The organism is Providencia lanzhouensis (assembly GCF_050469745.1).
GTDB classification, from domain to species: Bacteria; Pseudomonadota; Gammaproteobacteria; order Enterobacterales; family Enterobacteriaceae; genus Providencia; species Providencia lanzhouensis.
In genome coordinates this window covers 1,759,839-1,777,332 of sequence record NZ_CP174123.1, presented here as the reverse complement: position 1 = coordinate 1,777,332, position 17,494 = coordinate 1,759,839, and the positions used below count along the sequence as shown (strand labels likewise).

The 17,494-nt window shown below is 41.4% G+C and carries 18 protein-coding genes; 10 read left to right on the top strand and 8 right to left on the bottom strand.

Features of this window, described 5'->3' with window-relative positions; all coding sequences use genetic code 11:
* Positions 1-48 precede the first annotated feature (48 nt).
* From pspF to sapF, 6 genes are all read left to right on the top strand, one after another.
* Positions 49-1,050: a phage shock protein operon transcriptional activator gene (gene pspF / locus ACIH2S_RS08365; protein ID WP_036953481.1), complete on the top strand. Its 1,002-nt coding sequence runs from the start codon at positions 49-51 to the stop codon at positions 1,048-1,050.
* Between the two features lie 373 nt (positions 1,051-1,423).
* On the top strand, positions 1,424-3,109 hold the full coding sequence (sapA, locus tag ACIH2S_RS08360; protein WP_108479006.1) for an ABC transporter substrate-binding protein SapA: 1,686 nt from the start codon (positions 1,424-1,426) through the stop codon (positions 3,107-3,109).
* Positions 3,106-4,071, top strand: a complete 966-nt coding sequence (gene sapB / locus ACIH2S_RS08355) for a putrescine export ABC transporter permease SapB (RefSeq protein ID WP_108479007.1) — start codon at positions 3,106-3,108, stop codon at positions 4,069-4,071. The genes sapA and sapB overlap by 4 nt, the downstream gene beginning before the upstream one ends.
* Positions 4,058-4,948 carry a putrescine export ABC transporter permease SapC gene (gene sapC, locus ACIH2S_RS08350; RefSeq protein WP_108479008.1) on the top strand — a complete coding sequence of 297 codons (891 nt, stop codon included), beginning with the start codon at positions 4,058-4,060 and terminating at the stop codon, positions 4,946-4,948. Before sapB ends, sapC begins: the two co-directional genes overlap by 14 nt.
* On the top strand, positions 4,948-5,943 hold the full coding sequence (gene sapD / locus ACIH2S_RS08345; RefSeq protein WP_036953491.1) for a putrescine export ABC transporter ATP-binding protein SapD: 996 nt from the start codon (positions 4,948-4,950) through the stop codon (positions 5,941-5,943). Before sapC ends, sapD begins: the two co-directional genes overlap by 1 nt.
* The gene (sapF, locus tag ACIH2S_RS08340) at positions 5,943-6,746 is read left to right on the top strand and encodes a putrescine export ABC transporter ATP-binding protein SapF (protein ID WP_036953493.1); all 804 of its coding nucleotides are present in this window, start codon (positions 5,943-5,945) and stop codon (positions 6,744-6,746) included. Before sapD ends, sapF begins: the two co-directional genes overlap by 1 nt.
* 49 nt (positions 6,747-6,795) lie before the next feature.
* On the opposite strand, the gene ACIH2S_RS08335 is transcribed toward sapF, so the two are convergent.
* On the bottom strand, positions 6,796-7,662 hold the full coding sequence (locus ACIH2S_RS08335; protein WP_036953496.1) for a DUF817 domain-containing protein: 867 nt from the start codon (positions 7,660-7,662) through the stop codon (positions 6,796-6,798).
* Between the two features lie 290 nt (positions 7,663-7,952).
* On the opposite strand from ACIH2S_RS08335, the gene gstA reads away from it, so the two are divergent.
* On the top strand, positions 7,953-8,567 hold the full coding sequence (gstA, locus tag ACIH2S_RS08330) for a glutathione transferase GstA (protein ID WP_036953499.1): 615 nt from the start codon (positions 7,953-7,955) through the stop codon (positions 8,565-8,567).
* 86 nt (positions 8,568-8,653) lie between these two features.
* On the opposite strand, the gene pdxY is transcribed toward gstA, so the two are convergent.
* The 4 genes from pdxY to anmK form a co-directional block, all read right to left on the bottom strand.
* The gene (pdxY, locus tag ACIH2S_RS08325; protein WP_036953502.1) at positions 8,654-9,517 is read right to left on the bottom strand and encodes a pyridoxal kinase PdxY; all 864 of its coding nucleotides are present in this window, start codon (positions 9,515-9,517) and stop codon (positions 8,654-8,656) included.
* A gap of 111 nt (positions 9,518-9,628) precedes the next feature.
* Positions 9,629-10,903 carry a tyrosine--tRNA ligase gene (gene tyrS / locus ACIH2S_RS08320; RefSeq protein ID WP_036953505.1) on the bottom strand — a complete coding sequence of 425 codons (1,275 nt, stop codon included), beginning with the start codon at positions 10,901-10,903 and terminating at the stop codon, positions 9,629-9,631.
* A gap of 160 nt (positions 10,904-11,063) precedes the next feature.
* Positions 11,064-11,717 (bottom strand): pyridoxamine 5'-phosphate oxidase, encoded by a 654-nt coding sequence (gene pdxH / locus ACIH2S_RS08315; RefSeq protein ID WP_036953508.1) that lies wholly within the window; start codon positions 11,715-11,717, stop codon positions 11,064-11,066.
* A 20-nt stretch (positions 11,718-11,737) separates the two neighbouring features.
* Positions 11,738-12,862, bottom strand: coding sequence for an anhydro-N-acetylmuramic acid kinase (gene anmK / locus ACIH2S_RS08310; RefSeq protein ID WP_230082496.1), 1,125 nt, complete (start codon positions 12,860-12,862; stop codon positions 11,738-11,740).
* Between the two features lie 525 nt (positions 12,863-13,387).
* Between anmK and ACIH2S_RS08305 the strand changes: the two genes are divergently transcribed.
* Positions 13,388-13,855, top strand: coding sequence for a glycine zipper 2TM domain-containing protein (locus tag ACIH2S_RS08305; protein ID WP_036953512.1), 468 nt, complete (start codon positions 13,388-13,390; stop codon positions 13,853-13,855).
* A 455-nt stretch (positions 13,856-14,310) separates the two neighbouring features.
* Here ACIH2S_RS08305 and slyA read toward each other — a convergent pair whose 3' ends face one another.
* Both slyA and ACIH2S_RS08295 read right to left on the bottom strand, forming a co-directional pair.
* Entirely contained in the window at positions 14,311-14,745 is a 435-nt protein-coding gene (gene slyA / locus ACIH2S_RS08300; protein WP_036953515.1) for a transcriptional regulator SlyA, read from the bottom strand.
* Positions 14,746-15,252: 507 nt separating this feature from the next.
* A complete protein-coding gene (locus ACIH2S_RS08295) occupies positions 15,253-15,492 on the bottom strand; it encodes a DUF1289 domain-containing protein (RefSeq protein ID WP_036953518.1) in 240 nt (79 codons plus the stop codon).
* 184 nt (positions 15,493-15,676) lie between these two features.
* Between ACIH2S_RS08295 and gloA the strand changes: the two genes are divergently transcribed.
* Both gloA and rnt read left to right on the top strand, forming a co-directional pair.
* Entirely contained in the window at positions 15,677-16,084 is a 408-nt protein-coding gene (gene gloA / locus ACIH2S_RS08290) for a lactoylglutathione lyase (RefSeq protein ID WP_036953521.1), read from the top strand.
* A 128-nt stretch (positions 16,085-16,212) separates the two neighbouring features.
* The gene (rnt, locus tag ACIH2S_RS08285; RefSeq protein ID WP_036953524.1) at positions 16,213-16,857 is read left to right on the top strand and encodes a ribonuclease T; all 645 of its coding nucleotides are present in this window, start codon (positions 16,213-16,215) and stop codon (positions 16,855-16,857) included.
* 90 nt (positions 16,858-16,947) lie between these two features.
* On the opposite strand, the gene ACIH2S_RS08280 is transcribed toward rnt, so the two are convergent.
* Positions 16,948-17,295, bottom strand: coding sequence for a Grx4 family monothiol glutaredoxin (locus tag ACIH2S_RS08280; RefSeq protein ID WP_430248475.1), 348 nt, complete (start codon positions 17,293-17,295; stop codon positions 16,948-16,950).
* Between the last annotated feature and the right edge of the window lie 199 nt (positions 17,296-17,494).

Below are 17,494 nucleotides of genomic sequence, written 5' to 3'. Positions count from 1 at the left end.
CTATAGTTAACTATAGGTAAAATTAACCAAAACTTGGTAAAAATAACCATGAAAGAGACTAACAATACTATTCTTGGTGTATCGAGTAATTTCCTTGATGTCCTAGAACGTGCTTCCGAACTTGCTAAGCTAAATAAACCTGTCCTTGTTATTGGCGAACGAGGAACAGGTAAAGAGTTAATCGCGGATCGCCTTCACTATCTATCTCCCCGCTGGCAAGAGCCTTTTATCTCCTTAAATTGCAGCGGACTCAATGAGAACTTGCTGGATTCTGAATTATTTGGACATGAAGCAGGATCGTTTACCGGGGCCCAGAAACGCCATCAAGGTCGCTTTGAACGTGCAGATAAAGGCACATTGTTCCTTGATGAACTGGCAACCGCGCCGATGTCTGTACAAGAAAAACTGTTACGTGTGATTGAATATGGCGAATTAGAGCGTGTAGGCGGAAGTCAGTCATTAAAAGTAGATGTTCGTTTGGTCTGTGCCACTAACGCCAACCTTCCAGAATTGGCTCGCCAAGGACTTTTTCGCGCTGACCTGCTAGATAGAATTGCCTTTGAAGTGATTCGCATGCCGCCATTACGTGAACGTGTTCCTGACATTCTGTTATTGGCTGAGCACTTTGCCATTGGTATGGTACGTGAGCTAAAGCGTGATTATTTCACTGGGTTTTCTGACAACGCCCAGCAGACACTGATGCACTATTCTTGGCCAGGTAATATTCGCGAACTGAAAAATGTTGTCGAGCGTTCAGTTTATCGGCATGGGGAAAGTGACTTACCAGTGGATACGATTATTTTAGATCCCTTTGGTGAGAAACTAGCAGAGCTTCATGAGATACCCGCAGCATCATCAGAAAACTCCAAATTAGCACCCGTTTTTCCCTTTGACTTACGACAATGGCAATTAGAATCGGAAAAACAATATGTTGAAGAGGCGCTACGCCAAGCCAATTTTAATCAGCGTAAAGCAGCTCAATGCCTATCACTGAGCTATGACCAATTTCGAGGATTAATTAAAAAACATCATATTAGCTTAGAAAGCTGATTTTTATGCAAAAAAAAAGCCAGCACCCGAGCTGGCTATATAACTAAAACACTGAAAGCAATAAAACACTGGAAGCAATGTGAGCAATGTCATGCCTTGTCTGCTAAAGCTAAGCACTCAAGAGACTGAGTTAATGATAATAGTTATTAGTATCATTTGTAAAGCATTTTAATGCGATTATTTCTCATTAAGATTAAATTAAAAATAATAGTAACCATTACAATTAGATATAACCTTGTTGATTCTCATTTACAGTTAAAAATCTTCACTACCCACAGCGCTATGTACAAAATATCACCACAAATTTTGCTTATACCCTGTTACCCTATTTTTACGCTACAATAAGGCAATTCAGGTCAACGATATTAGCTCTATGCGCCTTTTAACTCTTTGGTTTTTATTTACTGTTTCTCTTTCAACATTGGCAGAGCAAACAGACATAAGCTACAAAGACACCATTGCCAATGATGTCCCAGCCGATATTCGCCAAAATGGCTTTATTTACTGCGTCAATGGCATTGTCACCACATTTAACCCACAACTCGCCAGTAGCGGGTTAATTATTGATCCCCTAGGCGCACAACTGTATGACCGCTTACTGGATGTTGACCCCTTTACATATCGCCTGATCCCAGAGTTGGCTTCCCGCTGGGAAGTTTTAGATAATGGTGCGACCTATCGGCTACATCTGAGAAAGGACGTTAAGTTTCAAACCACACCTTGGTTTACACCAACGCGTAATATGAATGCAGATGATGTGGTATTCAGTTTTTCCCGCATGTTTGAAACCAGCAATCCTTACCATTTCATTAACGGCGGGCGCTACCCCTATTTTGACAGTTTGCAATTTGCGAGCAGCGTCGAAAGTATTAAAAAACTGAATAACTACACCGTTGAGTTTCGATTAAAATCCCCAGATGCCTCATTTTTATGGCACTTGGCGACTCACTACGCGCCCGTTTTATCTGCCGAATATGCGGATGAGCTTTCGGCTAGCAATCGCCAAGAGATGATTGATTGGCGCCCTGTAGGTACTGGACCATTCTATTTTGATGATTACCAAGCTGGACAGTTTGTCCGTTTATTGCGTAATAAAGATTACTGGAAAGGTGAACCACGCATGGAAGAAGTGGTGGTGGATATGGGAGCGGGTGGTACAGGACGCATTTCTAAGCTGCTCACTGGTGAGTGCGATGTCCTCGCCTACCCAGCCGCAAGTCAGTTAAAAGTGCTACGTGATGACCCTCGCCTGCGTATTTCCATGCGTTCGGGAATGAATATTGCGTATCTTGCGTTTAATACAAGCAAGCCGCCTCTCGACCAACTCAAGGTTCGCCAAGCAATTTCTTATGCCATTAATAATGAGCGACTCATGCAGTCCATTTATTATGGTACCGCAGAGACGGCATCATCGATTCTCCCCCGTGCATCTTGGGCATTTGATAATCAAACAAAAATAACCGATTACAACCCTGAACTTGCCAAACAAATGCTGCAGGAAATGGGGTTAGAAAAATTAAAATTGGAATTATGGGTCCCTGTCTCCTCTCAGTCTTACAACCCTAGCCCATTGAAAATGGCGGAATTAATTCAAGCAGACCTAGCCCAAGTGGGTATCGTCATGAGTATCCGTTCGGTGGAAGGTCGCTTCCAAGAAAATCAATTAATGGATCGCTCCCATGACATGACATTAGCGGGCTGGACAACGGACAGTAATGACCCTGATAGTTTCTTCCGCCCACTGCTCAGTTGCGCTGCCATTGGCTCACAAACCAACTTAAGCCATTGGTGTGATTCTAAATTTGATGACGTTTTGCATAAAGCATTACTGACACAAGAGCTGGCAGACCGCATTGATTACTATCATCAAGCACAACAAATTCTCGCGGAAGAACTGCCTATATTGCCATTAGCTTACTCGCTGCGTTTACAAGCTTATCGTTTTGATATGAAAGGGTTGGTGATCAGCGCGTTCGGCAATACTTCATTTGCTGGCGTTTATCGCGAGATGCAAGAGCCGAAAAAAGCACCACCTCGGCAGCAGGAGCCGCAACCATGATCATCTACTCACTGAGACGATTTCTGCTATTACTGGTGACGGTCTTCTTTTTGTCGCTGGTCAGTTTCAGCTTAAGCTACTTCACGCCCAATGCGCCTCTTAGCGGTGCATCACTCATTGATGCATATATCTTCTATTTTGATGGCTTACTGCATTTCGATTTCGGCGTCTCTAGCATTAACGGAGAACCTATCACCGACCAACTAAAAGACACATTCCCTGCCACCATGGAATTGTGTATTCTCGCCTTTTTATTTGCGTTGTTTGTCGGGATCCCGCTAGGGATGATTGCCTCATTTTGGCGAAACAAACCCGTTGATATTGCGATCAGCACTTTCGCCCTATTGGGCTTTTCCGTGCCTGTATTCGTTTTAGCGTTAATACTAACCCTATTTTTCTCGCTTCACTTAGGATGGCTGCCCGTTTCTGGGCGAATCGACCTACTTTATAACCTAAAGCCAGTAACAGGCTTTGCCCTTGTGGATGCGTGGCTTTCGGATTCGATATACCGTAAAGATATGATTATCAATGTGTTAGAACATATGATCCTGCCAGTACTCACACTCGCCTTAGCGCCAACCACAGAAGTCATTCGCTTAGTCCGTATTAGTACGGATGAAGTGGCTAGCAGTAACTATGTTAAAGCCGCTGCTACTCGTGGGCTTTCTCGCTTTAAAATTATTCGCCGCCATATTTTTCATAACGCAATACCGCCAATTATCCCGAAATTGGGGCTACAATTCTCCACGATGCTAACATTAACCATGGTGACAGAATTAGTATTTAACTGGCCGGGATTAGGTCGCTGGTTGGTCACGGCAATCCGTCAAGGAGACTACTCAGCGATTTCTGCTGGCGTGATGTTAATTGGCGCATTGGTGATCACCGTGAACGTGTTATCCGATATTTTAGGCGCAATGATGGACCCGTTAAAACATAAGGATTGGTATGTCCTCAGATAATTTTTATCGTGAACAGAAAATGCCATCCCCGACACGGGTGGTGTGGAATATTTTCTCCTCCGACATACTGGCAATGATCGGCTTTTTTGGGGTGATTTTTTTAATCGTCCTCTGTTTTGCGGGCCCTTATTTAGCACCTTATGCCATCGACCAACAATTTTTGGGTTACCAAATTACGCCGCCATCATGGTCACACTATGGTGAAGTGGCTTTCTTCTTTGGTACGGATGACTTAGGACGTGATATTTTAAGCCGTCTCTTAATTGGTACTAAATCCACATTCGGCTCAGCCTTGTTGGTCACTGCGATTGCGACACTAATCGGCTTAGTGTTAGGTTGCCTCGCGGGTATGACCCGTGGACTCAAGTCCGCTGTCTTTAACCACGTTTTGGATACCTTGCTATCGATTCCTTCTTTACTACTGGCGATCATCGTGGTGGCATTTATGGGTGCCAGCTTAACCAATGCGATGCTTGCGATTTGCCTCGCGCTGATCCCCCGTATGGTGCGTACTATCTATGTTGCCGTGCATGATGAGCTAGATAAAGAGTACATCGTGGCAGCACGTTTAGATGGCGCATCAAACATCTTTATTTTGTGGTACACGGTACTGCCAAATATCACCCCTATTTTGGTCACTGAATTAACCCGCGCCCTCTCCATTGCAATTTTGGATATTGCGGCATTAGGCTTTTTAGATTTAGGGGCGCAACTCCCATCATCTGAATGGGGTGCGATGCTAGGCGATACGTTAGAGTTGATTTATGTGGCACCGTGGACAGTCATTTTGCCCGGCGTTGCGATTATGTCGAGTGTCTTATTTGTGAACTTACTGGGTGATGGACTGCACCGAGCGATTAATTCGGGGGTGGAATAATGCCATTACTTGATATTCGTAATTTAACTATTGAGTTTATGACAGCTAATGGTCCCGTCAAAGCCGTTGACCGTGTCTCCATGACCTTATCTGAAGGAGAAGTTCGTGGCTTAGTGGGTGAATCTGGGTCAGGTAAAAGCTTAATTGCTAAAGCCATTTGTGGGATCACCAAAGATAATATCCGCGTGACTGCTGACCGTTTTCGCTTCCAAGACATTGACCTATTAAAACTCAGTCCACGTAAGCGTCGTCGCCTGATTGGTCATAATATTTCGATGATTTTCCAAGAACCGCAATCCTGTCTTGATCCTGCTGCCGATATAGGAAAACAGCTGATTCAATCTATCCCAGGCTGGACATACAAAGGGCGTTGGTGGCAGCGTTTTAATTGGCGAAAACGCCGCGCAATTGAATTATTGCACCGTGTGGGTATCAAAGATCACAAAGACATTATGCATAGTTATCCGTACGAGCTGACGGATGGTGAATGCCAAAAAGTGATGATCGCCATTGCGATTGCCAATCAGCCTCGCTTGTTGATTGCGGATGAGCCCACCAACGCGATGGAATCCACCACGCAGGCACAAATTTTCCGTTTATTAGATAAATTAAATCAAAACAATAATATGGGAATTTTGCTGATCAGCCACGATATGGAAATGATGTCTAAATTGGTTGACCGAATTAATGTCCTGTATTGCGGTCAGACTGTAGAAAGTGCCACACCGAATGATATTTTGCAGCGCCCCCGCCATCCTTATACTCAGGCACTGATTCGCTCTATTCCTGATTTTGAAAGCCCGATCCCTCATAAAGGTCGTTTAAATACACTCCCAGGAGCTATCCCTTCATTGGAGCACTTACCGATTGGCTGCCGTTTGGGACCCCGTTGCCCTTACGCACAACGAACCTGTATTGATGCACCACCACTACGCAGCATTAAGGGGCATCTGGTTGCCTGTCATTATCCATTGAATACCGAGGAACAACCCTAATGGAAACGTTACTTGAGGTACGTAACCTGACAAAAACGTTCCGTTTTCGTGAAGGGTTATTTCGTCGCCATGAATTACAAGCCGTCAAGCCGCTGAGTTTCAACCTACAAGCAGGGCAAACTTTAGCCATCATCGGCGCTAATGGTTCAGGGAAATCCACGCTTGCTCGTATGTTGTCTGGGGTAACGGAGCCTTCTGGCGGAGAGATTTTGATCCGTGGCCAACGGTTAAATTTTGGGGATTATAGCTACCGAAGCCAACGTATTCGCATGATATTTCAGGATCCAAGTACTTCATTAAACCCGCGCCAGCGTATTGGTCAAACCCTGGAATTGCCCTTAAAACTGAATACTAACCTTACTGGTATTGAGCGGGAAAGACGCATTATCCAGACATTACGCCAAGTAGGATTACTGGCCGATCACGCAGAATATTACCCACACATGCTAGCATCGGGTCAAAAACAACGGATCGCCCTCGCCCGCGCGTTAATTCTGCAACCAGAAATTATCGTGGCTGATGAAGCACTTGCCTCGCTAGATATGTCGATGCGTTCGCAGATAATCAACTTAATGCTCGATTTACAAGCTAAGCAAGATATCGCTTATATTTACGTCACCCAACATTTAGGCATGATGAAGCATATAAGTGACAAAATGCTCGTGATGGATAAAGGCGAAGTCGTTGAGCGAGGAAATACAGCGGAAGTTTTAGCGGCTCCGCTTCATGACGTGACGCGTCGTCTGATTGAAAGCCATTTTGGGGAGCCATTATCCATTGATGCGTGGCGACAAGATTTGTAATGTTCAAAAGACGGGGAAATAGTCTCCGTCTTTAACAAAAAGTTCGTGGCTAGCGCGCTATGGATACACAACTTTTTATGTGTTTGAGATGCACCACAATCGTGAAAGTCACGATCACCAGTAACGACCATGCCCCCCATTTCCCCGCATGTACCATTGACCATGCTCCGATTTGATTCGGATATTGCCAAACACCAAAGAACGTTCCGAAGTTTTCCGCCAGCCAAATAAAGAACCCTATCAGCATAAATGCAAGCAATAGCGGCATTTTACGTTCTTTATCTAATGGGGTATAAAACACCACACTGCGAGCATACAAACCAAATATAAACGCCGTTAAGTACCAGCGATAATCATCAATATAGTGATGGCTGAAAAAGTTAATATAAATGGCTAAAGCCACTAATGTCGCCATCCAATAAGGTGGATAATGTTCAATTCTGACATTAAAAAAACGCCATGATTGGATGATATAGCTACCAACTGCCGCATACATAAACCCAGTAAACAGTGGAACTCCCCAAAGTTTGGTATACGCCTCATCAGGATATTGCCATGAACCAATTGTCGCAGAGGTTTTGAATAACTCCATCATAAAGCCCACTAAATGGAATACACAAATGGCTTTTAGCTCATCCCACGTTTCTAACTTTGACCATACTAAAAATGCTTGAAAAGAGACTGCGAAAATCAGCAAAACATCATATCGAGGAATACCTAGAATCCCTTTCGCTGGCACTAGGAATAAAGCCAAAAAGAAGAACCCAGCAAACAGACAAGAACGAGCGTTAATTAAACCAAAAAACCAAAATTCCAGAATAAAGCGTTTTAATCCTTTACTACTATTCGGTTTATGAGCCATTAAGATGGCATCTAGCTTGGTTAAGTAATTAAGATTGTTAAAAATGGATGCCATTTTGACAGCTCATAAAATGTGACTAAGAATTGAGAGAATAGCTCAATGAGAGACAAAATTATAACAGAACCCTCTCAGAGACCTCTCCTGTAACATTCTTAATTTTAATGAATTATCAATTAAATAGATAATTCCCCAAAGAAATACTCGTCTATCGTAAGCTTGCCATATATTAGTGTGATTTTAGATATTGAGAGCCATCCCGCATCCTTTGGCAATTCTCTTTTTAAATCTGGTGTATACTTGGAAGAACAATAACGATGACCATTCTATGACTTAGGAGTTTTATGATGAAATTGTATTACGCTCCCGGTGCCTGCTCACTTTCTCCTCATATCATTCTGCGTGAAGCAGGATTAGATTTCAGTATTGTTCGTGTTAACTTAAAAGAGAAAATCACAGAAACGGGTGAAAACTTCTTAGAAATTAACCCTAAAGGTCAAGTTCCTACTCTTGTTTTAGATGATGATGAGCAATTAACTGAAGGCGCTGTGATTGTCCAATATATTGCAGATCAAAACCCAAATAGAAACTTGATTGCCCTGCCTGGTTCAATGAAGCGCTACCATCAGCTAGAAGCACTAAACTTCATTTCTACTGAGTTGCATAAGAATTTTGGCCCATTATTTGCGCCAAATACCCCTGAAGAATATAAAGATGTTGTTCGCGCAAATTTACTGAAAAAATTCCAGTATGTGAATGATATTCTGAAAAATCAGCCTTATTTTGTCGCTAAAAGTGATTTCTGTGTTGCTGATGCGTATCTGTTTACCGTCACCAACTGGACTCGTTTAGTTGGCGTTGATATCAGCGCATTAAGCCATCTGAATGAATATTGTGAGAAGATTGCGAAGCGTCCAAAAGTACAAGAAGCATTAGAAGCAGAAGGGTTACTGAAAAAGTAATCTATTGTATGAAATGCATTTACAAAAACAGCGCCATTCGGCGCTGTTTTTTATTACTATATTTAATAAGTTACTACTATGCTCAATCAGTCTAACTGAGTAGAGCAGAATTTATGTTGGGGGCTAACCATCAAATCTTGGGCTGCAACTAACTGAAGTTCATACTCACCCATTTCTTTGGTTTTCAGCATGACTTCATAGACTGCTGCGGCAACATGCTCTAAGCCTTTATCGAGGGGCTCACCTTTTAAGATATTGACCAACATTAAACCACTCGTTAAGTCGCCGACTCCCACAGGCTGTTTTTCACCAAAATCCACTAATGGGCGACTAACATGCCAACTGTGTTCCGCAGTGACTAAGATCATTTCAAATCGGTCTGCACGATAGCCAGCACGGCTTAAATGCTTAACTAATACAGTTTTAGGGCCTTGCTGACATAATTGACGTGCCGCTTGAACCGCTTGCTCTACCGTCGTGATTTTTTCATTCGCTAAAGTTTCTAACTCTAATAAGTTAGGTGCAATCACATCACTCGCCGCTAGCGCTTGTTGGCAAAGAAACTCAGCGACACCTGGTGCAACGATGCATCCCTTCTCTGGATGTCCCATCACTGGGTCACAAAAATAGAGTGCCTGCGGATTCGCCGCTTTGACTCTTTGGACAATCGCTAGAATATCATTACCTTGCTCAGCAGAACCAATATAACCACTTAACACGGCATCACAGATTGCCAGTTTATGGATTTTTGCTAATCCTTCGACAATATCTGTCAAATGCTGAGCTGGAAATACTGAGCCCGTCCATTGTGGATACTGAGTATGGTTGGAGAATTGCACTGTATTAAGTGGCCACACATCTACGCCCATACGGCACATAGGGAATGCAGCAGCACTGTTTCCTGCATGGCCGAAAACAACATGGGATTGAATTGATAATACGCTTTTCATTGGAAACCCAGAGAATTGTTATGTCGAATGAAGAGAAATCAGTGAGTAGCCATTTGCCAATATGAATAGCCCGGAGATTTCCGGGCTATATATTACAAAGGTTCGTCAGAGCTATTTCCAGTTAACTAAGCAGTCATTTTTCTTACCGCGGCGGATAAGTGTATAACGACCAAATAAACGGTCAGCATCAGTGAATACATACATTGGTTCAGTTTGTTTCTGACCATTCACAGATACTGCATTTGAGCTGATTGCCGTTCTTGCTTGACCACGAGAAGGTACCAGTTCTGAATCAACTAATGCTTGCTGGAGATCTGCACCATCTTCTAGGGTGATGCACGGCATACCGTCTTGAGCTAACTGTTCAAAGTCAGCTTCAGTTAAATCAGATACTGCGCCAGAGAACAAACTTTCAGTAATGCGTTTTGCAGCCGCGAGACCCGCTTCACCGTGAACTAATTTAGTTACTTCTTCTGCTAATACATACTGTGCACGAGGCGCTTTACCACTATTTTTATCTTCTTCTTCCAATGCGTCAATTTCACTTAATTCCATGAAAGTAAAGAATTTCAGGAAACGATAAACGTCAGCATCTGCTGTGTTAATCCAGAATTGGTAGAATTTATATTGGCTGGTTTTCTTCGGATCTAACCATACTGCACCACCTTCGGTTTTACCAAACTTGGTACCGTCTGTTTTGGTGATCAGTGGAACAGTTAAACCAAACACTTGGTTTTGATGCAGACGACGAGTTAAATCAATACCTGATGTAATGTTACCCCATTGGTCTGAACCACCAATTTGTAACTCAACACCCATTTCTTTATTCATGTTCGCAAAATCGTAACCTTGTAATAGGTTATAGGCGAATTCAGTGAAAGAGATACCTACATCATCGCGGTTTAAACGCTGTTTAACAGACTCACGGTTGATCATTTGGTTAACGGAGAAATGTTTACCAATATCACGTAAGAATGTCAGCACATCCATTTTGCCAAACCAATCATAGTTGTTAGCTAGGCGTGCACTGTTATCACCACAATCAAAACTAAGGAATGGTGAGACTTGGTTACGGATTTTTTCTACCCACTCTTGAACGGTTTCTGTGGTGTTTAATTTACGTTCAGTAGCTTTAAAGCTCGGGTCGCCAATAAGACCCGTTGCGCCACCGACCAACGCCACAGGCTTGTGCCCGGCTAGTTGGAATCGTTTTAAACACAGCAAAGGAACCAGATGTCCCAAGTGCAAGCTATCGGCGGTAGGGTCGAAGCCACAATAGAGAGAGATAGGGCCCTGCGCCAGTCTCTCTGCTAACGCATCCTCATCCGTTACCTGGGCAACGAGGCCCCGCTCTTGCAATTGTTTAATCAGGTTATTGCTAGACATCAATGACTCCATCGGTTGAATTTTGTCTATCTATTTTAATGTAGAAAATTGACAAAATAAGGCTTAGCTCAAAGGCTCGCCAGTATGATTTGTCAATTTTCTTAAACGAGGCTATAGCATAAAGCGCATATCAATTAAGCGCCAGCTAAAAAACCATTTATTACGGGGCTAATCGGTCAATTACCCAGCCATCCGCTTCTCTTTGGTATAGAAAGCGGTCATGCAGGCGGTGAGCGCCACCTTGCCAAAATTCGACACTGTTAAAAACAACGCGATAGCCCCCCCAAAAACTCGGTAATGGAACCTCACCATTTTGAAATTTCTGCTTAAGCTCTAAAAATTTCCCTTCTAAGATTCCACGCGCCGAAATCCGTGAAGATTGAGCTGATGCCCAAGCGGCGATTTGGCTATCTTTTGGGCGGCTATGGAAATATTTCAGTACTTCAATCGGGCTTAAACGCTCAGCAACACCTGTAAAATGAACTTGGCGTTCCAATTGATACCATGGAAAATGCAAACTGATTTTATTGTTATGCTCTAAATGCTGTGCTTTACGGCTTCCCAAATTGGTATAAAAGACTAATCCGTTTTCATCGAAGTGCTTTAATAATACGATCCGTTGATAAGGCTGCCCTGTTTCATCAACTGTTGCCACACACATTGCTGTCGGGTCAGTTAATCGCGCTTCACAGGCTTGCTTTAACCAGCGCTCAAACAATGGAATAGGATCTGGCGTTAAATCTTTGCGTCTCAATCCACCTTTTGTATATTCACGTCGTACCGCAGCAAGATCGATCTCTTCAAGTTCGTTCATTTTACTGTCCTTTCAAGCGGTTATTTTATATCAACATTCGCGGGGTATATCGCACCTAATATACTGTCTCTGCTTGCGCCCGTTACTGATGCAAGGCTACCTGATAAGCCTGAAACTGTGCGAGCGGCAAGCCAAGCAAATGCCAGTGCTTCCATATCATCACCACTCAGCCCATATTTATCACTTGGCGCGACTTCAATCCCCGGCAGTAATGTTGCTAATCGCAACATTAAGAATTTATTTTGAGCGCCGCCGCCACAAACAATTAATCGCTCGCAGCCACCACATAACTTAACTTGATCCACTATAGATACGGCAGTCAATTCACACAATGTTGCTTGAACGTCTTCAGGAGATAGCAATTTAAAATGCGCCAAATGCTGCTCTAGCCATTGCATATTAAAATATTCACGCCCAGTACTTTTAGGAGCTGAACGTTTAAAATAGCTATCATTAAGCATCGCATTTAATAATGCCTGATTCACCGTTCCCGTTTTTGCCCATTCACCATCTTTATCATACGCTTGTTGCTTGTTACGCCAGACCCAAGTGTCCATTAACATATTACCAGGCCCTGTGTCATAGCCTTTTACATATGCATTTGGCAGCAATGCAGTAACATTAGCAATCCCGCCAATGTTAAGCACTATACGTTTTTCAGTCGGATGCCCTAATACGGCTAAATGAAATGCAGGAACTAGCGGAGCACCTTGTCCACCATAAGCCATGTCTCTGCGGCGAAAATCCCCTACAGTCGTTATTCCCGTTAATGCCGCTATGCGATTGTTATCACCAATCTGCATAGTAAATGGTGTTTCACTGTCAGGTTCATGCCAAACCGTTTGCCCGTGACAACCAATCGCAATAATATCTTCGGGAGATAGACCCGTTTGATGAAGCAGCTGATTAATGGCATCGGCATATATTGTGCCAAGTTCTCTGTCTATTTTTCCCAATTCAGAAAGTGTTGTTTCTTGCCCTTGGCAAATATTGAGAATGCGCTTTTTCAGCTCAATCGGAAATGCGGCGCTCAAGCTAGCTTGCTCTGCAACAAACTTATCATTAATTGCAGCTAATACGACATCAACACCATCTAGGCTGGTTCCTGACATAACACCGATATAGCGACCCGATTTAATCATCATTATTCCCTTTAACGTGTCTATTCACTCGATGAGATAAACTAGGAAAGATTGTGCTTTTAGAGAAAAATTTGTCAACTGATCGATTCAATTTCTCGTAGCGCTTCGCAGGAATAATAAATAATTGATAGAAGAGATGAAAATAGTGAGCAAAATAGCAACAATGAGTCACTTTGCTATCTCTCATTTTTTTAAATTTGATTTATAATGGTTCATTCTGTAATTATCTGCTACACCTTAAGGTGAGTAGTTTTTATTACAGGTGAAAATCCCCTATTTAGCCTTTGCCATAAATTGATGTTCTAAAATAGTCAAAAAATAGATGATTCTTTAGCAAAGGGTGCCTTGAATTGGGATTTTGGGTGGAATTTGAGATATTTTACCTAGTGTTGATGAATTATTTAATTCAAAATTAGTAGTCTAGGCTCTGTTATCTAAAACAAATTTTTGATGTTGTTGTGCTTATGGTAAGAACAAATCTTCGATGCTACGTTACTGCCACGAACAGCAAGTCTCATAGGAGTTATTATGCTTAAGAAAGTTTTTGTAGGTGTTGCTGCGGTTGTTGCGTTATCTGGCTGTGTCAATACAAGTACGCTTTCTGGTGATACTATTTCAGCTCAAGATGCTAAACAAGTCCAAACTGTGACTTATGGTACCGTACTCAATGCACGCCCAGTTACCATTCAAGCGGGTGAAGATGGTAACGTAATTGGAGCAATTGGTGGTGCAGTTATCGGTGGTCTATTAGGCAATACCGTCGGTGGCGGTACTGGTAAAACGCTAGCAACAGCAGCTGGTGCAATCGCGGGTGGTTTAGCGGGTCAACAAGCACAAGGTGCCCTAAATAAAAGCCAAGGTGTGCAGCTTGAAATCCGTTTAGACAGTGGTAAAAACATTGTTGTGGTTCAGAAACAAGATCCTGCCGCTTTCCGTGTAGGTCAGCGTGTTATGATCGCAAACAGTGGAAATACAGTGACTGTGTCACCTCGATAATTTGACATAAGTTCAAGATAAAATGCGTTCACCGACTAATTAATCGATGAACGCATTTTTTATTTAAATCATAATTAGCGTTTTACTTTTTAGCTTATTAATAATGCTTTTTATCGAATCTGAGCTCTTTACTATCTTTTTGTCTATGAGTTCCATTGCGGGAATTTATTAAATTTTTGTGATTGATATCATTCAAGTAAAATCTAATTTATACAATTTGAATTCTCTATCTTTCTTGAGCCACATTTTTTATTCATATTTCTACACCTTAATATCCCATATATCTAAAAATTAACTCATAGTAGTGAAATACAAAGCCGCCTCACATAATAAAACCATGTAACTAGATAGAAGTACATATTATGTGAATGGTGGCTATAATTATTAGATTAATATATATTTATGCGAATTACATTCATAGAATGAAAAATCAATTATAAAATACAATTATTAGTCTATGAATCATTCTGTAAGCGTAGAATATTTTTCTCCAATCTTAGCAGTAATAAAGATAACTGACTTAGTTCATCATGACTAATATTACTTAAAATTTCTGTCCGAGTATTATTAATCACTTGATCAACCGTTTTGATGAAAGGCTCCGATTCCTCTGTGAGTTTGATTCTCTTAGCACGTCGGTCATTCGCACATGTATGACGAGAAATGAGCCTTTTTTCTTCTAATTGATCTAATGTTCTGACCAAGGAAGGTTGCTCAATACCAATTGCCTTTGCCAATTGAATCTGCGACTGCTCGGGCGGTAACTGGCTAATATTATGCAGTGTTACCCAATGTGTTTGCGTGAGTTTAAGTGGTTTGAGGCGATAGTCAATCAATGCTCGCCACATACGGACTACACGAGATAATTCAGTTCCAATTTGAGATTCCAATTTACCCTCCTTTATATAATTATAATGTCTAAAAAATATACCAAATACATATTATTTTTTGAATTATATATTAACTCCCTTTTATCTTTACAACCTTTTATTGAGCCAATACCTCATAAATACCTATATATAGTGAGCATCAATAAATCATTGAGTGATATACATCTTACTTTCCTCCATGATTTTTCATATAAAAACAATATAATCACTTAATAAGACAACCTATCAATTATCTTATTAATAAGAATAGCCTTACTCTTCTTTCGAATCTATCTATTTTAACCCTTATAGTAATTACAACTAACAATAAAAAATGCAATATCAAATAAACCCTTAAAAAACAAAGTAATATAGTTATTCTTAAAATTATGTCATTTACAGTTGATTTAAATGAACTTCATCATCATTTTGAATAAATAAAATTTTATTGAAATGTAACTATTGTAATTAATCTAAATGAATTAATTTTTGATTGAATTATCTTATTTTTAATAGTCTGATTATCAATCAAAATAGAGGTTGTTGAGGATCATTCATCTCTTCTTGAGCCACTTTCTTATTATTTAATCTTAAAAATCGCTGGCGACATAAACGGATTACATGACGTTTTTCTGCGTTAGTTAGCTGCAACCAACCAAAACGTTCATCTCGGGTTCGATAACAACCACGGCAATATCCCTGCTCGTTGGTCTGGCATATCCCACGGCAAGGGCTTGGAATATCAAAAAACTCAAGTTGTTCTGCCATCGTTAACCACCCGTAATATAAACATAAAATTATGATATACTCCCTCGAATTGAGTATAGCCATGATATGACTAAAAAATAAACCTCAATCGCTGTATTTAGTCATATTGCCACGTTATATTAATAGATAAATCGATTCGACTTTAAGCATTATTGCCTGAAGAATTTATAGGGAAACTACTATTATGCGCTTACTACATACCATGCTCCGTGTTACCGACATGCAACGCTCCGTTGATTTTTATACCAAAGTATTAGGTATGCGCTTACTGCGCACGAGCGAAAATACAGAATACAAATATTCTTTAGCGTTTGTCGGTTACAGCGATGAAAGTGAAGGTGCTGTTATCGAGTTAACTTATAACTGGGGCGTAACAGAATATGACTTAGGTAATGCTTATGGTCATATTGCATTAGGTGTTGATAATGTTGCTAAAACCTGTGAAGACATTCGTCAAGCAGGTGGAAATATCACTCGTGAAGCTGGTCCAGTCAAAGGTGGTACAACCGTTATCGCATTTGTTGAAGATCCAGATGGCTATAAAATTGAGCTCATCGAAAATAAAAGTGCGAGCAAAGGATTAGGAAATTAATCCCTCACATACATTTTATATTTTAGGTGGTGATAACCATCACCTAAAATATCTTCAGTATCTACCTGCAAAAATGCATTCCCTTTGGCATAATGAAAGCCAACCAGAAACTGTAAATTGAAAGCCTAATGTCTGAAAAAAATAACCCTAACTCACTGGTTAACCGCTTCCGGGGTTACTACCCTGTCGTTATAGATGTTGAAACTGGTGGGTTCAACCCTAAAACTGATGGTCTATTAGAGATAGCGGCCATTACACTCAAAATGGACAAAGATGGCTGGCTAGCCATTGATGAAACGCTGCATTTTCATGTAGAACCATTTGAAGGTGCGAATTTGGAGCCCTCTGCACTGGAGTTCACTGGCATTGACCCCACGAACCCCCTACGTGGTGCAGTGAGTGAATATGAAGCATTACATGCCATTTTTAAAACAATTCGAAAAGGTATGAAGAATACCGATTGCAATCGCGCGATCATGGTGGCTCATAACGCAAATTTTGATCACAGCTTTGTTATGAATGCGGCAGAACGCTCTGGGTTAAAACGTAACCCATTTCATCCCTTCGCAACCTTTGATACCGCCGCACTGAGTGGATTAGTTTTTGGACAAACCATTCTTGCAAAAGCTTGTGTCACCGCAGGTATTCCATTTGATGGCAAGCAAGCCCACGGTGCCCTATACGATACTAACCGTACCGCGCTATTATTTTGCGAGTTAGTCAATAAATGGAAAAAATTAGGTGGATGGCCACTACCTAGTGAGCCTCAATAACCTCGCCCCCTAAAAACAAAAAAACCGTATTAGTTTTAGGCTAATACGGTTTTCATCAATATAAGCATTAAAGCCTATTCAACCATTTAATTACTCAGTGATGGTTTCATCTGCTGGACGGTATTTGTCTGCAGTTTCTTTGATCAGAGCTTGTAATTCGCCGCGTTGGAACATCTCAACGATAATGTCACAACCGCCAACTAACTCACCACCAACCCATAACTGTGGGAATGTTGGCCAATTAGCATATTTTGGTAGCTCTGCACGAATATCTGGGTTTTGTAAAATATCAACGTAAGCAAAACGCTCACCGCAAGAAGACAGAGCTTGAACAGCTTGAGCAGAAAAACCGCAGCTAGGCAGTTTTGGAGAGCCTTTCATGTATAATAAGATTGGATTTTCTTTAACTTGGCGCTCAATTTTTTCGATAGTTGTCATTTTATATCCTAAAACGTGGGTGCTGATTTTGCAGTCACTGAGCCACTTTGAATCATTTGCAAGGCAACTCATTAGACAGAACACATTGACCGGTGTAATCGCCGGCATAGTCAAAACATCGCAAATTGTTCCGTGATTGTTTCATACAATATGCCAGTTTTATAAGGTGAATACTATAGCACTCCTATTTGCTGTACTC

Coding starts and splice junctions, on each gene's coding strand:
- ACIH2S_RS08295 (WP_036953518.1), bottom strand. CDS start 15,492: ATGGCAGAACAACTTGAGTTTTTTGATATTCCAAGCCCTTGCCGTGGG.
- pdxH (WP_036953508.1), bottom strand. CDS start 11,717: ATGAACGAACTTGAAGAGATCGATCTTGCTGCGGTACGACGTGAATAT.
- sapC (WP_108479008.1), top strand. CDS start 4,058: ATGTCCTCAGATAATTTTTATCGTGAACAGAAAATGCCATCCCCGACA.
- tyrS (WP_036953505.1), bottom strand. CDS start 10,903: ATGTCTAGCAATAACCTGATTAAACAATTGCAAGAGCGGGGCCTCGTT.
- pdxY (WP_036953502.1), bottom strand. CDS start 9,517: ATGAAAAGCGTATTATCAATTCAATCCCATGTTGTTTTCGGCCATGCA.
- sapB (WP_108479007.1), top strand. CDS start 3,106: ATGATCATCTACTCACTGAGACGATTTCTGCTATTACTGGTGACGGTC.
- rnt (WP_036953524.1), top strand. CDS start 16,213: ATGTCTGAAAAAAATAACCCTAACTCACTGGTTAACCGCTTCCGGGGT.
- anmK (WP_230082496.1), bottom strand. CDS start 12,862: ATGATGATTAAATCGGGTCGCTATATCGGTGTTATGTCAGGAACCAGC.
- gstA (WP_036953499.1), top strand. CDS start 7,953: ATGAAATTGTATTACGCTCCCGGTGCCTGCTCACTTTCTCCTCATATC.
- sapD (WP_036953491.1), top strand. CDS start 4,948: ATGCCATTACTTGATATTCGTAATTTAACTATTGAGTTTATGACAGCT.
- sapA (WP_108479006.1), top strand. CDS start 1,424: ATGCGCCTTTTAACTCTTTGGTTTTTATTTACTGTTTCTCTTTCAACA.
- gloA (WP_036953521.1), top strand. CDS start 15,677: ATGCGCTTACTACATACCATGCTCCGTGTTACCGACATGCAACGCTCC.
- ACIH2S_RS08335 (WP_036953496.1), bottom strand. CDS start 7,662: ATGGCATCCATTTTTAACAATCTTAATTACTTAACCAAGCTAGATGCC.
- ACIH2S_RS08280 (WP_430248475.1), bottom strand. CDS start 17,295: ATGACAACTATCGAAAAAATTGAGCGCCAAGTTAAAGAAAATCCAATC.
- ACIH2S_RS08305 (WP_036953512.1), top strand. CDS start 13,388: ATGCTTAAGAAAGTTTTTGTAGGTGTTGCTGCGGTTGTTGCGTTATCT.
- pspF (WP_036953481.1), top strand. CDS start 49: ATGAAAGAGACTAACAATACTATTCTTGGTGTATCGAGTAATTTCCTT.
- sapF (WP_036953493.1), top strand. CDS start 5,943: ATGGAAACGTTACTTGAGGTACGTAACCTGACAAAAACGTTCCGTTTT.